At 70.0% G+C, this 13,384-nt stretch carries 12 protein-coding genes and 1 pseudogene; 5 read left to right on the top strand and 8 right to left on the bottom strand.

The window, feature by feature from the left end; translation table 11 throughout:
• Positions 1–130: 130 nt before the first annotated feature.
• The 6 genes from SPR02S_RS45065 to SPR02S_RS45040 form a co-directional block, all read right to left on the bottom strand.
• On the bottom strand, positions 131–1,360 hold the full coding sequence (locus SPR02S_RS45065) for a PP2C family protein-serine/threonine phosphatase (protein WP_019063635.1): 1,230 nt from the start codon (positions 1,358–1,360) through the stop codon (positions 131–133).
• Positions 1,361–1,557: 197 nt separating this feature from the next.
• A complete protein-coding gene (locus SPR02S_RS45060) occupies positions 1,558–1,983 on the bottom strand; it encodes a hypothetical protein (RefSeq protein WP_019063634.1) in 426 nt (141 codons plus the stop codon).
• 204 nt (positions 1,984–2,187) lie between these two features.
• Positions 2,188–2,508: a low temperature requirement protein A gene (locus tag SPR02S_RS65340; protein ID WP_245607737.1), complete on the bottom strand. Its 321-nt coding sequence runs from the start codon at positions 2,506–2,508 to the stop codon at positions 2,188–2,190.
• A 1-nt stretch (position 2,509) separates the two neighbouring features.
• Positions 2,510–2,812, bottom strand: coding sequence for a low temperature requirement protein A (locus SPR02S_RS65335; RefSeq protein WP_019063632.1), 303 nt, complete (start codon positions 2,810–2,812; stop codon positions 2,510–2,512).
• Between the two features lie 866 nt (positions 2,813–3,678).
• Positions 3,679–4,860 (bottom strand): outer membrane protein assembly factor BamB family protein, encoded by a 1,182-nt coding sequence (locus SPR02S_RS57785; protein WP_019063631.1) that lies wholly within the window; start codon positions 4,858–4,860, stop codon positions 3,679–3,681.
• Between the two features lie 348 nt (positions 4,861–5,208).
• Positions 5,209–5,913 carry a ScbR family autoregulator-binding transcription factor gene (locus SPR02S_RS45040; protein ID WP_019063630.1) on the bottom strand — a complete coding sequence of 235 codons (705 nt, stop codon included), beginning with the start codon at positions 5,911–5,913 and terminating at the stop codon, positions 5,209–5,211.
• 1,003 nt (positions 5,914–6,916) lie between these two features.
• Here SPR02S_RS45040 and SPR02S_RS45030 point away from each other — a divergent pair.
• The 5 genes and pseudogenes from SPR02S_RS45030 to SPR02S_RS66325 all read left to right on the top strand — a co-directional run bounded on the left by SPR02S_RS45030 (position 6,917) and on the right by SPR02S_RS66325 (position 10,324).
• A complete protein-coding gene (locus tag SPR02S_RS45030; RefSeq protein ID WP_019063628.1) occupies positions 6,917–7,195 on the top strand; it encodes a hypothetical protein in 279 nt (92 codons plus the stop codon).
• A 508-nt stretch (positions 7,196–7,703) separates the two neighbouring features.
• Positions 7,704–8,585, top strand: a complete 882-nt coding sequence (locus SPR02S_RS45025) for an NAD(P)H-binding protein (RefSeq protein WP_026151459.1) — start codon at positions 7,704–7,706, stop codon at positions 8,583–8,585.
• 592 nt (positions 8,586–9,177) lie between these two features.
• A pseudogene (locus tag SPR02S_RS66335) lies at positions 9,178–9,681 on the top strand (cation:proton antiporter domain-containing protein); the annotation flags it as partial.
• Positions 9,682–9,766: 85 nt separating this feature from the next.
• Positions 9,767–10,114, top strand: a complete 348-nt coding sequence (locus SPR02S_RS66330; RefSeq protein WP_019063626.1) for a cation:proton antiporter domain-containing protein — start codon at positions 9,767–9,769, stop codon at positions 10,112–10,114.
• A gap of 42 nt (positions 10,115–10,156) precedes the next feature.
• Positions 10,157–10,324, top strand: coding sequence for a hypothetical protein (locus SPR02S_RS66325; protein WP_373283426.1), 168 nt, complete (start codon positions 10,157–10,159; stop codon positions 10,322–10,324).
• Positions 10,325–11,325: 1,001 nt separating this feature from the next.
• Here SPR02S_RS66325 and SPR02S_RS45015 read toward each other — a convergent pair.
• Positions 11,326–12,933 carry a sodium/solute symporter gene (locus SPR02S_RS45015; RefSeq protein WP_019063624.1) on the bottom strand — a complete coding sequence of 536 codons (1,608 nt, stop codon included), beginning with the start codon at positions 12,931–12,933 and terminating at the stop codon, positions 11,326–11,328.
• Positions 12,930–13,328 (bottom strand): DUF485 domain-containing protein, encoded by a 399-nt coding sequence (locus SPR02S_RS45010; protein WP_019063623.1) that lies wholly within the window; start codon positions 13,326–13,328, stop codon positions 12,930–12,932. The genes SPR02S_RS45015 and SPR02S_RS45010 overlap by 4 nt, the downstream gene beginning before the upstream one ends.
• Positions 13,329–13,384: the final 56 nt, after the last annotated feature.

Genomic DNA, 13,384 nt, shown 5'->3' with positions numbered 1-13,384 from the left:
AAGAGGACCGGAGCTGTCGGTCAGGCCGGGGCGCCGGCTGCGTTCCCCTTTCCCTGCTGAGACTCGGGGGGCGGCGCCCACACCTTGAGCCCGCGGCAGGTCGACGGTTCGGTGCCGGGCGAAGCCGCCGTCACAGCCGTAGGACGATCAGGGCCGTGTCGTCGGTGTTGCCCTCGGGCGGGAGCAGGTCGGCGAGGAGGGCGTCGGCCAGGGGCTCGGGTTCCGCGTGTCGATGCTGGGCGAGGGAGTCGGCGAGGCGGGCCAGACCGCGGTCGATGTCCTCCGTACGACGCTCGATCAGTCCGTCGGTGTACAGCACGAGGGTGGCGCCCTCGGCGAAGCGGATGCTCGTCTGCGGCCGGCCGACATGCTCGGGTCTGGCGCCCAGGGGCGGGTCCGTGGCCTGGTCGAGGAAGGTCACCGTGCCGTCGGGGTCGAGCAGCGCCGGGGGAGGATGGCCCGCGCAGCTGTAGGTGATGGTGTGGTCGTCCCAGTCGATGAACGTCGTCACCGCGGTGGCGGACTCGGCGCCCTCGACGAAACGGGCGTAGAGACCGAGGGCCTCAAGGGCGGAGCCCGGCCCGTCGGCGACCCGGCAGGCCGCGCTCAGGGCGCTGCGCAATTGGCCCATGGCGCAGGCGGCCGACAGACCGTGCCCGACGACGTCACCGACGGCGACCGCCATTCCGCCGTCGGGCAGGTCGACGAGGTCGTACCAGTCACCGCAGACGTTCAGGGCGTCCACGGCGGGCCGGTAGCGGACGGCCGCCCGGTGGTGGCCGACCGGTCGCGGTGGGGGCAGCATCGCCGCCTGCAGGGTCAGGGCCACCTCGCGCTCATGGGCGTGTGCCCTGCGCAGCCGCTCGTTGACCTCCTGCAGCTCACGTGCCCGGGTGTACAGTTCGGCTTCCAGTACCCGAGCCCGTCTGCCGTCGGCCCGGCCGCCGAAGGCCCTGACGAACTCGGTGACCTCCTCCACCCGGTGGACGATCAGCGTCACCTCGCCGTCCTTGCCCCGGATGGGCGCGTTGACGGGGCTCCAGAAGTGCTCCACCCATCGGCCGGGCCGCAGCGGGTCCTCGATGTCGTAGCGGAGCAGGGCCATCGTGTCGCGCTCGCCGGTGGTCGCCGCGCGCAGCATCGACTCCCGGGTCTCGCGCATGCCGGCCGCCGCCGGGTCCTTGGGGTTCTCGGGGAAGACGTCGAAGATGTAGCGGCCGACCAGCTCCTCGCGCTTGCGTCCCGACAGGCGCTCGAAGTCCTGGTTGGCGTCGACGTAGACCAGCTCGGGGGTGAGCAGCGCCACCATGCCGGGCAGGTCGCGGAAGACCGCCTCATAGTCGATCTCCGGATCCTGCATGGCCTGCCCGCTTCGACGCCGAGGGTCACTGTGTCGTTCCACGATAGGAGGGATCTGGCCATGAAGCCCGGAAACGGCTCTTTTCGGTTCGGTGAGCAGGGACGATGGCGTCGGCCGTCACCCGACCGAGTGGCCTGCTCCGGGAGGGCACCCTGGGAGGCCGCGCGATGGTATGGCTCGGCGAGCGGCCACGCCGTTCATGATCCGGGCCGTGTCGAGCCACCGATGTCCGTGGTGAGACGGCGGTAGGCGGCTCGGGCGTGGAGAAGTCGGGCCAGGGTCGTACCCACCAGAGCGGCGGTGAACAGGCAGGCGAGCCAGAGCGCGTCACGGTGTCCGGCCCAGGTGAGGGTGCCGGCGGGCGGGACGGCGAAGCCGTTGAGGAAGAGCCAGCACAGCACCGCGGTGCCGGGGGCCGCCGTGAAGCGGGCGCACAGGCCGAGCAGTACCGAGAACAAGGACAGCGCGGCCAGTGCCGGAGAGGGCCGATCGGTACCTATCAGCGCATTGAGCAGTGCCACCAGCACCAACGCGCCGCCGGATGCCGCGGCCCAGACCAGTGGCGTGGCCAAGGGCGAGGGGACAGGCCGTGCTCCGGTACGAAGAGGCACCCAGTCGATCATGCCTGAGACTCCTTCTGGTCATCCCGCTCCTCCTGGCGACGGGGAAGCCAGCCTGCCCGAGGCCGCGCCACCGGTACAACCTGGTCCCGTGGCTCAAACCCCGGTCCGCACGGCCCTCTTGGACGGCCTCGTCGCCCGCCGCTCGTAGAGGATCGGCCACAGCACATGTCCGCACCGTGACGGTGGTCTGGCTGCTCGTCCTGATCACCGGTGCGGCACCCCCGCGCAGCCGTGTCCGAAGGACAACGCCCACAGTGTGGCCATCAGGAAGAACGCCGCGACGGCGAGCATGTACAGCTTCTTGTCCCGCTCCGCGTCCGAAGTGGCTTCGACCACCTGGGCGACGCCCTCGCCCAGCACGATGATGACGAAGAGGCCGAGCCGCTCGCTCAGGTGCTCCGTCTGCGACCGCGCGAGCGATGTGCCCCTCGCGGAATCGCGTTGGGCGGTTCGGTTGTCGTGGCGCTCCCGTGCCCCCTGGTGCTCGACGATGTCGCGTGCGGAGACCGAGAACGTGACGTACAGATCAAGGGCTATATCGAGGGCCCAGAGCCAGTGGCGCGTCGGATCGTGGGCCCAGACGGACGTGGGTGTTCTCGTAGGCCGCGTTCGCGTACAGGGTGAAGCAGACCCAAGCCGTCCAGAAGGCGAGGAACAGCAACGCGTAGAGGCCCAGGTCGGACACGTCCGGGACGCCGTGCAGCAGGTACGCGATCTGTGCCACACCCGCCACGGCGACGAGGTCGAAGAACAGTTCCAACCAACTGGCGTGCCGGTTCTCCTCCGAGGTCGGTTGCGGGGCCGGTGAGGTCGCGTTGTCGTCGTTCACTGCATCACCATGCCCTGCCGCCGACAACGTACGAGCCGGAAATCGTCTGCGACCGGTCGCCGGGACGGGCTCTTGCCCGTCTGGAGCCCCGCTCGCCGCCGGGTTGGCCGCCCTGCCGTGGCATCTGGAGAAGTGGCCATCACACAACTGCGGTCAGAATCAGGACCGTTATCGGTTCGGGCGGTGCTGAGCACCGCTGTGTACTCCGGGGGCGGTTGGCCGACTGCTGTCGGTGCGGCCCGCGTGGTTTCGGCCGCTGACTCCGTCGTTGCGGCGTCCGGTGCTGCGGCTGCCGTGGTTTCGGAGGCCCGGGTGATCCCGCTCTACAGCGTCGACCGGTTGTCCGACCGTTATCGGGACCTGGCCGCAGGTCTCGGCCGGCATGGCGCCGTGCCGGAACCTCTCTCATGCGGTCCCGAGCAGGAGGCACGCCTGGTCCACTCCCTCCACCGCGGCGCGCGGCGATGGACGGACACGCCACAGCCACGGCCGTCCGCATCGTCTGGACCGCCGACCACCTCGACGACGCCCGTTGCCTCCAGCCGGGTCTGGCAGCCGCGGCGCGCGGTCGAGGGACCACGCTCGCTGTGCGAGGCACAGCGGGGGAAGGGACACACGGCTGCCGTGCAGCATCCCGGCCACCAGGCGACCGGGAGTGCGGCAGCCATCGAGGTTCACCCGTCTCGTGAGGATGCCGGGGTGCGGGCTCCCGGTACTGAGGAGGTCCGTGCCTCGGGCAGGGAGGGGGCATTGCGTGGTGAAGGGGCCCGGTCAGGCCTGTGCGGGCGGGAGAACGACGGAGTAGGTGGCGTGGTGGGTGCGCAGGTGTCCGTTGTGGACCTTGCTGACAGCAGCGCGCTTCCCGGTCAGGCGCGGACGCCCAGCAGACGCCCGTTCTGGAGGCCGAAGTACAGCACGCCGTCGGCCACCGCCGGCGTGGAGAAGACCGGGCTGCCGGTGTCCGCCTGCCAGCGTTCCTCGCCCGAGACCGAGTCCAACGCCCACATACGGCCGTCGTTCGTGCCGACGTACAGCGTGCCGTCCGCTACCACCGGAGCCCAGCGCACCCAGACACCGACCTTGCGACTCCACCGTCTCTCGCCGGACACCGCGTCGACAGCCCACAGGTATCCGTCGCCGGTGCCGAAGTAGACGAGGCCGTGGGCCACCGCCGGTGTGGACTTCACCCAGGTGCCGGCCGGGAGTTTCCACCGGGCACGACCCGATGCCACGTCCACCGCCCAAAGGTGCCGATCGGCGCTGCCGATGTAGAGGATGCCGTCGGCCACCGCCGGCGAGGACCACAGTCCGCTCAGCGTCTTCAGTTGCCACCGCACCTGGCCGGAGGCGGTGTGCAGGGCCCACAGAACGCCGTCGTCGCTACCGACGTAGACCGAGTCGCCCACCACGGTCGGCGAGGAGCGCACGCCCGTGCCGACACGGACCTGCCACCGGCTCTTCCCCGAGACGGCGTCGACCGCGCGTAAGAAGCCGTCGTTGCTGCCGAAGAGGACCATGCCGTCGGTGACCACCGGCGTGGACCGCACCAGGCCGTTCGTCCTGACCCGCCACCGCTCGCGGCCCGAAACGGCGTCCACCGCCCACAGGCATTTGTCCCAACTGCCGATGTAGACAGTGCCGTTGGCGAAGGCGGGCGACGCGGCCACCACACCGCCGACCCTGCACTGCCAGCGTTCTTCGCCGGACAGGGCGTCGACGGCCCACAGGAGATGGTTCCAACTGCCCACATAGACAGTGCCGTCGACCACGACCGGTGACGATTCCTTCACCGCTCCGCCGGTGTCCAGCTGCCAGCGCACGGTGCCGCTCTGCTGTCCTTCCCCTTGCTCGCTGTCTCCGTCGGCGCTGCCGGCGGAGACGAGGACATAGGGCTTGATGACGACCGGCAGGTAGGCGAAGTAGCCGATCACCTCGATGGCGTTGAAAATCCCCAAGGGCACGAGGACCAGTGCCCACCACGGCGTGAGTTGACCGACGAGGATGGTTATCAGCGCGGCGACGCAGCCGAGCCCTGAGCAACTGGCCACGAGAAGCTCAAGGGCTCCTTTGGCGCGAAGACCTCGAAGTGGCATGGCCGACAACATACGATCACTCGGCCGCCGAATCGGTCAAGATTGCGGAAAACGTCAACACCCGGTGATCGGGCGGAACTTCCGTACGGTTCCGGTGCGGTCGAGGGCCGCTATGGCCGGTTCAAGAGTGCCGAGCAGTGAGTGCGCGGTCGAGCCTGGTTCCCGTCGCCTGGAGGCCAGGTTCTCGTCCAGTCGCGGCCATCGCGCAACTGCCGTCAGAACCATGGCCGTTGTCGGTTCGGTCGCTGCCGATGAGTACCGCTGCGGCTTTCGGGCTGCTCGAGTACGAGCGGGTCGGGCGGATCAACTGGGCTCCGTGGGCGGTTGGTTGTCCGCTGCCTCCGTCGTCATCTCGTCCGGCGCTGCGGCTGCCGTGGTCTCGGTGTGAACGGTGTGGCCGCGTTGGGGGGTGAGGTTGAGGTTGGTGAGGGTGGCGGGGTGGGTGATGGTGGGGAGGGTGTGTTGGAGGAGGGTGGTGAGGGTGGCGGGGAGGTTTTGGTAGTTGGTGGTGGCTTGGGACATGGCTTGGATGCCGGTGAAGGCGCCGACGAGGATGTGGGCGGTTTCGGTGGGGTTGACGTGGGGGAGGAGTTCGCCTTGTTTCTGGGCTTGGGTGAGGAGGTCGGTGACGATGGTGATCCAGTGGTGGAAGGGGCCGGTGCGGTCGAGGCCGTCGGCGCGTTGGTCGAGGGTGAGGCGGACGCCGGCGCGGACGAGGGGGTCGGTTTGGAGGCGATGGGCGTGAAGCATCGTGATGTCGATGAGTTCTTGGGTTTTGCAGGGCTGTGGGGGGACGGTGAGGTTTTGGTCGTGTCCGGCGAGGACGCCTTGGGCGAGTTGTTCTTTTGATTTGAAGTGGAAGTAGAGGGCGCCTTTGGTGACGTTGGCGGTGGTGAGGATTTCGCTGATGGTGGCGGCTTGGTAGCCGCGTTCTTCGAAGACGGCGGCTGCGGCCATGAGGATGGTGTGGCGGGTGCGGATGGCGCGGTCTTGTTTGGGTTGCGGCATGGTGTGGCTTCTTTCGTTGCGGGCGGAGCCCGCTGGTTAAAAATACCGTCCAGTTCGTATAGTAATGGGTTTGGTGTGAGGTGAGAGGGGCTGTGTGCGATCGGGATGATCGGGCGCGGGGTCGTGCAGTGGATGTGCTTGTGCCGGGTGTGGGTGGGTCGGTTTTCCCGGACTGGGGTGAGGTTTCGTCAGGCGCTTTAGGCGTATACGCGTGATTGGTGGAGCAGGTCGGGGCTGACCGGTAACCGGATAGGTGTGGATGCCCGGCGGCCGGTGGGGGCCCGGTTGTGCGCGCCGGCCCAGCGCATTGAGGCCGACCTGCGTTTGGGTGGCCATAGCGAGTTGCTGCCGGGGCTGAGGTGCTGAAGGTGCTGGTCAATCGGTACCGGAGGCGCGAGAGTCTGCACGGCCGGTTCATGGTGGCGCTGGACCGCGAGGGCCGGTGCGGTTACGTATCACCCTCGTTGGGGAACCGGGTCTGGAGCTCTCGGCGCCGCTGAGCCGCCTGTGGTGCTCCATCCTTACGGCTCGCCTCGACATCATCCTCGTGACGGCCCTCGTCGGCGGTGCGGCCCGACAGTTCACCGCGTGCCCGGCCTGGCCCGGCCGGGCGCTCCTGGCCTCGGGCACCGGCCGCCGCCCCCGGCCCCGGCCTGCCCCTGGGTACCGCCCTCCGGTCGTTGGCCCGCTGCACGGCGCGTGGGCGTGAGGGGTGTGGGAGTGAGGGGGGCCGACCACCGCCACCGCCACCGCCACCGCGACGTGGGTGGACGCGGGCGTGGGTGTGGGCCGGAGTGGGGGCTGAGGCGGTCGGATGAGGGGGAGTGGGGCGGGGTGTTGTCAGGTGAGGGGTGTCGATCGGCTGTTCCTGGACCCAGACACCCATGGTCTCGGAGAAGGCCACCGTGGCTGGCGTCGGGGGAGCGTGACGGACGGTAACGCGTGCCGCAGCAGGCCGGTGACCTGGTGTGGCAGGTCCTGGTAGCCGCACAGGAACCGGGAGATGGCGTGGACCTCGGCGAAGACTCCCACCCGGAAGCCCGCGGTCTCCGTCAGCACCACGTGCGGCAGCAACTCGTCCCGCTCCCGCGCTTGCTCCAGCAGACCGGCGACCTTGCCCAGCGTCGAAGGGACCCCCGCAGTCGAGCTCCTTGGCCTGCCGGTCGAGCCCGAGCCGCTCTCCGATGCGCATCGCCGGGTTGGTGCGCAGCCGTTGGGCGTGCAGGACGACCAGGGTGTCCACCAGCTGCTGGACCGCGAACTGACTACCCACCGCGAGTAGTTGGCCGACCGGCTCCCGGATCGGTTGCCCCGGCCCAGGCTAGGGTCTCGTTGATCGTCGCGGCCGGGTAGTCGCGTTGCTCGAAGGCCCTGGCCGCTGCGGCGGGAATCGCCTGAGGGGTGAGGATCGCCCCGGTCCTGCGTCGCCGCCCCGGTGCGCTGTTTCCGGTGAGCGCGAAGGGCAGAATAAAAACCGTCCAGTCCGGATCTTTATGGCGTCCGGCCCTCGCTCCGGCAGACCGGACCCGCCGTACCACCCCCGGTACCCCGGTGCCTTGGTTTGCTCGGTTCGTTTTCGGTGGGGGATGCCAGCCGGGCCGGAAAGGGAAGATGCGGGCGAAAGTGCGGATAATTGGCGTAAAGGGATGTCGTAAATGAGGAACGGGGATGCAGGGAGCGGAGGGGGACGTAGGCGCGGAGGAATGGGCGAGGAGGAGCAGAGGAGTGGGTGAGGGACGGATGGTGGCGGGTGGCGGGTGCTGTGGCGTGCCGGGCGTGGGCGGGCGCCGGTGATTCTGGTGACGGGCGGGACGGGGACGGTGGGGCGGGAAGTGGTCCGTGCCCTGCCCGCGGGCCTGTGCGTGCGGGTGATGACCAGGGACCCGGTGAAGGCGGCGGGGGCGTTTCCGGGGGTGGAGGTGGTCGCCGGGGACTACACGGACCCGGTGTCGCTGGCCGGGGCGGTGCGGGGTGTGCGCACGGCGTTTCTGGTCACCACCCGTGTCGACGGCGTTGACGACGCGGCCTTCGTTTCGGCGGCGGTTGCCGCCGGGGTGCGGCGGGTGGTGAAACTCTCCGCGGCGGCCGTGCTGGCCTCGGGGGCCGATGACCTGGTCACCTGTCGGCAGCGTGCGAACGAGGACCTGCTGCGCGGCTGCGGCCTGGAGTGGACGCTGCTGCGTCCGCGCGCGTTCATGTCCAACTGCCTGTCCTGGGCCATGCCCGTGCGCCGCGAACGCACCGTCCGCGCGCTGTACGGGACGTCGCCCAACGCGTGTGTCGATCCTCGTGATGTTGCCGAGGTCGCGGTGCGGGTTCTGACCGAGGAAGGCCATGCCGGTCGTGCTTACACCTTGACGGGACCGCGGGCTGTGACAGCTGTCGGTCAGACCCGTGAGCTGGGCCGGCTGCTCGGCATCCCCCTGCGCTTCGAGGAACTGACCCCGGACCAGGCCCGCGCCGCGCTGAGCGGACGCTACCCGCCCCCGGTCGTCGAGGCCCTCCTGGCGAGCGCGGAACGCCAGCGGGCCGGCGCCAAGGCCCAGGTGGAGGACACCGTTCGCATGGTGACGGGTCACGGGGCCCGTTCTTTCCGGGACTGGGCCCGGGATCACCTCGCGGCCTTCACCCAGGTCCCGGCCGAGCCCGGCCCCCACCGGCAGACGCCGTAACACCTGCCGTGGGCCCGCCACTTGGCAGGCCGCGGAACGGCTGAGGCCGGCATGGCGGACCAACTCCCGTACCACCAGGGCGATTCCGTACCGTCTCGGTATGGCCCGCTGGTGTACGGCGGTTGCTGTTTCACCCGGTCCCGCGCCCTGTTCTGCCTCCGTGCCCCGTCCCGGGCCGGCCGGCCCGGCGGTCCGTTCCGCGGGCTCGGATGGCTGGCGCTGTGTCACCTGATGCCGTGCTTGCCCGGCTGTGTGGATGCAGGGTCGGGCCTTCGTGGTTGGCGAGTCTTTCCGCCGGCTTCGGACTCGGCGTCGCGGGAGGGTTCTTGTTCCTTGTTGCGAGGAGGGTTTCGTCGCTTATGGCGAGGACACCGGTGCCTGCCCCACCCGCCCCACCCGCCCCACCGGCCTGCCGGTGTCCGGCACGGTTGTTGGTGTTGGGTTGGGGAGTCTGGGTGACTGCACGTTGTGGGTACCGGGTTTCGTGTCTCTCCTGTGTCTGTGCCGCCGGCAGCACGGGGACAGGGCGGTGTGATGCCAGCCTTCTTGTTCTGCTCGCGGGCCGGATCCCACTGTCCGGAGACCGATCGCCATGACCACCCATCAGACCTCCTCGCTCCTCCTGGGCCTGGCCGCCATCGTGCTGCTGGCCCGCCTGCTGGGCGGGCTGGCCCGGCGCCTGAACCAGCCCGCGGTGATCGGCGAGGTCCTCGCCGGAATCGCGCTGGGCCCGACCCTCTTCCACGGGGCGCTCTCCGGCGCCCTGTTCCCGGCCGGTGTCCGGCCGTTGCTGGGTGCCCTGGCGGTGGTCGGTGTGGCGGTCTTCATGTTCCTCGTCGGCGTGGAGTGGGACGGCGCGATGATCCGCGGCGGCGGAAGCCTAGTGGCCACGGTGTCCGTCAGCTCCGTTCTGCTGCCGTTCGGCCTGGGCACGCTGTTGGCGCTGTACCTGATGGACGGCTACGGCACCGGTGACCGGACGGCGTTCGTGCTGTTCGTGGGCGTCGCCATGTCCATCACGGCGTTCCCGGTGCTGGCCCGTGTCCTCATCGACCGGGGCATGAGCCGTTCCCCGCTGGGCGTGGTGGCGTTGGCGTGTGCGTGTGTCGACGACGTGCTGGCCTGGTCCCTGCTGGCAGCCGTGATCGCCGTCAGCGGCTCGGCCGGCCCTCACCGAGTGGGTGGGGCTGCACTACATCTTCGGCGCGTTCCTCTTCGGCGTGATCCTGCCGCGCGGCGGGGAGCGGCTGCGCGCCGATGTGCACGAGCGCCTGGGCCGCCTGAGCGGCACGCTGCTGCTGCCGGTGTTCTTCGTGGTCGCCGGTCTCCAGGTCGATCTGTCCCACCTGGACGCCGGCGGGCTGGGCACGTTGGGACTGATCCTGCTGGTGGCCGTCGGCGGCAAGTTCACCGGCGCGTTCGCCGCCGCCCGTCTCTGCCGGATGCCGGTGCGGGAGTCCGCCGCGCTGGCGACGCTGATGAACACCCGCGGCCTGACCGAGCTCATCGTCGTGAACGTGGGCCTGTAACTGGGCTACTCGGGCCGGGATCTGTACTCGCTGATGGTTGTCATGGCCGTGGTCACGACCGTGATGGCGGGCCCTCTGCTGAGCTGGATCATCGGCCACCCCACGGGCGGCGGCCTGCCCCGCCCGCCCGGCCGCCCCGCCCCAGTGACGGCCACCGCGACCGCGCCCGGAACCGGGCATTCGGCGGGAACTGCGGGCACGGCCGCATAGGGGGGCGGTCCGGCTGCTCATGCCGCGGACGTGGGGTGCGGCTTCGCCTTGCAGCCGCACGTACCGCACCGTGTGTCTGTATCACCCCGCGTCCGTGACACCGATCAGTCACCGCCCCGTTGCCGTGACCCGATCTGCCGGACACACCCTGGGTGTCTGCCGTCTCGCAGCCCTGCCCTGCTCAGCCCTGCCCACCGGACCCGCTGGCGCTGGCCATACCCCCGCCGGACCGCCGGAGTCCGCTCACTGGGCCGGCCGCCGCCGTTCTCCAGAGCCCCGGTCGTCCTCCGGTCGTGGGGTTTCTGCGTGGCCCGTGTGCCGCCGCCTGCACGCGGGATGCGCCGGCACGGCGGCGCTCGCCGGCGCCGGTGTCGCGTTCCTTCCCGGTGTGGTCGTAGTCCTCTCGGGTTGAGGGGACGGACCGATGACCATCTGTTCACGACTTCCCCGGCCCTGGCGTCAGTGAGTTCTCCAGTGGTTTCGAGCTGCCCCCGTGCTGGGTTCCTGAAGGCGGCGGAGAGGAGACGGCCCGGCTGGTTGGGACGTCCTTCACCCCGTTCACCGACCTGAAGGAACGGACCAATTCCTTCGGCGTCTGAGGCGGTGCCGTGGCCGACGGCTCGGGCGTGGGCCTGATCCCAACGGCGATGCACTGGCCTGCGGACAGGGCCGGCGCTGGTGCTTGTACGTCAGCCTGCTGCTCGCCGCCGTCGCGTTCTTCGGAGGCATGACGCTGCTTCACGACCGGCCCAGGTCGGGCGCCCGGATGGACAGGGGGGAGTGCTGCTCGCCTCGGTCGGCATGCTCGCCGTGGTGCTGGGCTTCCCCTATGCGCACAACGGCTGGGGCGAGGCCTCCGCCTGGGATTCCTCGCCCTGGGCATCCGCCGCCGCCCCGGATCGTGCTCAGCCGTACCTGCGGCGTCGCCTACGTCGCCGTGCTCCTCGTCGGCAGCGGCTGACCCCCGCCGCGCACCGTGCCGAAACAGCGCACGGCCGGGGTCAGCCGTTGTGGGGGTGTGGTGGTCCGGTGAGGACGACGGTTTCGACGGTTTCGTAGTGGTGGCGTTCGCGTGTGCCGGTCCTCCTGCCCGACAGGACCGTCCCCAGTACGCCGCACAGGAAACCGGCAGGCACCGACACCAGGGCCGTGGTGGTGAACGGGAACCAGTTGAAGTCGGCGCCGGGGAAGGCTGATTGGGGGGTGCCGGAGACGAGGTTGGTGCCGGTCATGAGGATGAGGACGGTGAGGGTGCCGCCGATGAGCGTGCAGAGCAGGCCGGCGCGGGTGTAGCGGCGCCAGAAGAGACTGAGGAGGAGGGCGGGTGCGATGGCGGAGGCGCCGAGGCAGAAGGAGGTGATGGCCAGCGGCTGCAGACTGCGGTGCTGGGCGAGTACGGCGAGTGTGATCACGGGTGTTCCGACGGCGAGTGCGGCCAGGCGTGCCCGTGCCATTTCCCGCAGGGGTGGTGTGCCCGGGCGGGTGAGGACGTCGTGGGCGAGGGAGTTGGCGCAGGCGAGTGTCATGCTGGCGACGGATGCCAGCAGGGTGAGGAAGATAGCTGTGGTGACGGTGGTGAGGAGCAGCCCTTCGGTGCGGGAGAGGTGGGTTCCGAAGGCGGCGCGTGCGCCGAGGAGGTAGGCGGTGTTGCCGCGGGGGTCGGCGGCGGCGATCGCTTTGGCGCCGATGAGGGCGGTGGCGCCGACGGTGATGACGGTCATCACGGCGATGAAGAGGGCGACGGCGCAGACGGCCCAGGACATGGCGCGGCGTACTTGGCGGGTGCTGCCGGCGGTGTACATGCGCATGGTGACGTGGGGCAGGCTGGCGCCGCCCAGGACGATCGCGCACTGGGTGCTGATCATGTCGAGGGCGGGGTGTTGTCCGCCGGTGAACTGCAGGCCGTAGCGCAGGTAGTCGGGTCCGGCGCCGCTGTTGTGTGCGGCGGAGGTGAACAGGGTCTGTGGGCTCCAGCCGAAGCTGTGCAGGACGAGTGCGGCCACGATCAGTCCGGAGCCGAGGAGGATGACGGTTTTGAGGATCTGGATGAGTGCGGTGCCGCGCATGCCGCCGATGGCGGCGTAGGTGATCATGAGGGTGCCGGCGCCGATGATGCAGCCGGTGCGCATGGCGCCGCCGGAGAAGCCCAGGACGAATGCCAGCAGTTGTCCGACGCCGGCGAGTTGTACGACCATCATGGGGGCCAGGGCTGCGAGGGTGACGGCGCAGGTGGTGATCCGTACGGCGCGTCCGGGCATGCGGTGTGCCAGGACGTCGCCCATGGTGAACCGGCCTGTGTGGTGGAGGGGTTCGGCCAGCAGGAACATCAGGAGCAGCAGGGAGAGCAGGGTGCTCAGGGCCAGGACGACGCCGTCGTAGCCGCACAGGGCGATGATCCCGCCGACGGTGAGGACGGTGGCTGCGGAGATGTAGTCGCCGGCGATGGCCAGGCCGTTGCGCAGGGGGGAGAGGGAGCGGTAGCCGGTGTAGAACTCGTCGAGGTCCTCGCGGTCGGGGCCGGTGATCACACACAGCAGGAGGGTGAGGGTCACGACGCTGCAGAACGCCACGAGCGACCAGGACTGTGCAGGGCCCGCGAAGTCGGTCACGGCCGGGCCTGTGCGTCGCGGGTCTGGCGCCGTACCCGGCGGGCGAGCGGGTCGACGAGGCGGTGTGCGGTGAGTTCGTAGAGGATGACCGCGAGCCAGGTCACCGGGAGTTGTGCCAGGGCCAGGAACAGTCCCAGGGGCAGTCCGCCCGGGGCCGGGCGGGCCATGAGGGAGGGTGTCTGGACGGTCAGTGTCAGGAAGACGGCGAAGTAGCCGAGCGCGGTGAGGGCGGCGATCCGCCGCTGCCACCGGCATGCCCGGCGCAGCAGGCGCAGGTCCCGGTGCGGTCCGGTCCAGGGGCGGGCCCGGCCGGTGGCCCATCCGGGTGTGACAGCGGAAGCGTGCCGTGCGGCGCGGTGCGGCAGGGGACGTAACTCGGAGCTGTCGGAGGACATTCCAGGGTCTCCTAGAGGGTCGTGGGCCCCACGAGGCACGGACCGTGGATGCGCGG

This window comes from Streptomyces prunicolor NBRC 13075 (genome assembly GCF_000367365.1).
GTDB lineage: Bacteria > Actinomycetota > Actinomycetes > Streptomycetales > Streptomycetaceae > Streptomyces > Streptomyces prunicolor.
The sequence above is the reverse complement of the archived record's forward strand: the minus strand, read 5'-3'. Positions and strand labels throughout refer to the sequence as shown.

Bases quoted from the DNA above. Each gene is read 5' to 3' on its own strand.
- SPR02S_RS66325 (WP_373283426.1), top strand. From the start codon at position 10,157: ATGGCCGTGGTCACGACCGTGATGGCGGGCCCTCTGCTGAGCTGGATC.
- SPR02S_RS45040 (WP_019063630.1), bottom strand. From the start codon at position 5,913: ATGCCGCAACCCAAACAAGACCGCGCCATCCGCACCCGCCACACCATC.
- SPR02S_RS45030 (WP_019063628.1), top strand. From the start codon at position 6,917: ATGGCGTGGACCTCGGCGAAGACTCCCACCCGGAAGCCCGCGGTCTCC.
- SPR02S_RS45060 (WP_019063634.1), bottom strand. From the start codon at position 1,983: ATGATCGACTGGGTGCCTCTTCGTACCGGAGCACGGCCTGTCCCCTCG.
- SPR02S_RS45010 (WP_019063623.1), bottom strand. From the start codon at position 13,328: ATGTCCTCCGACAGCTCCGAGTTACGTCCCCTGCCGCACCGCGCCGCA.
- SPR02S_RS45065 (WP_019063635.1), bottom strand. From the start codon at position 1,360: ATGCAGGATCCGGAGATCGACTATGAGGCGGTCTTCCGCGACCTGCCC.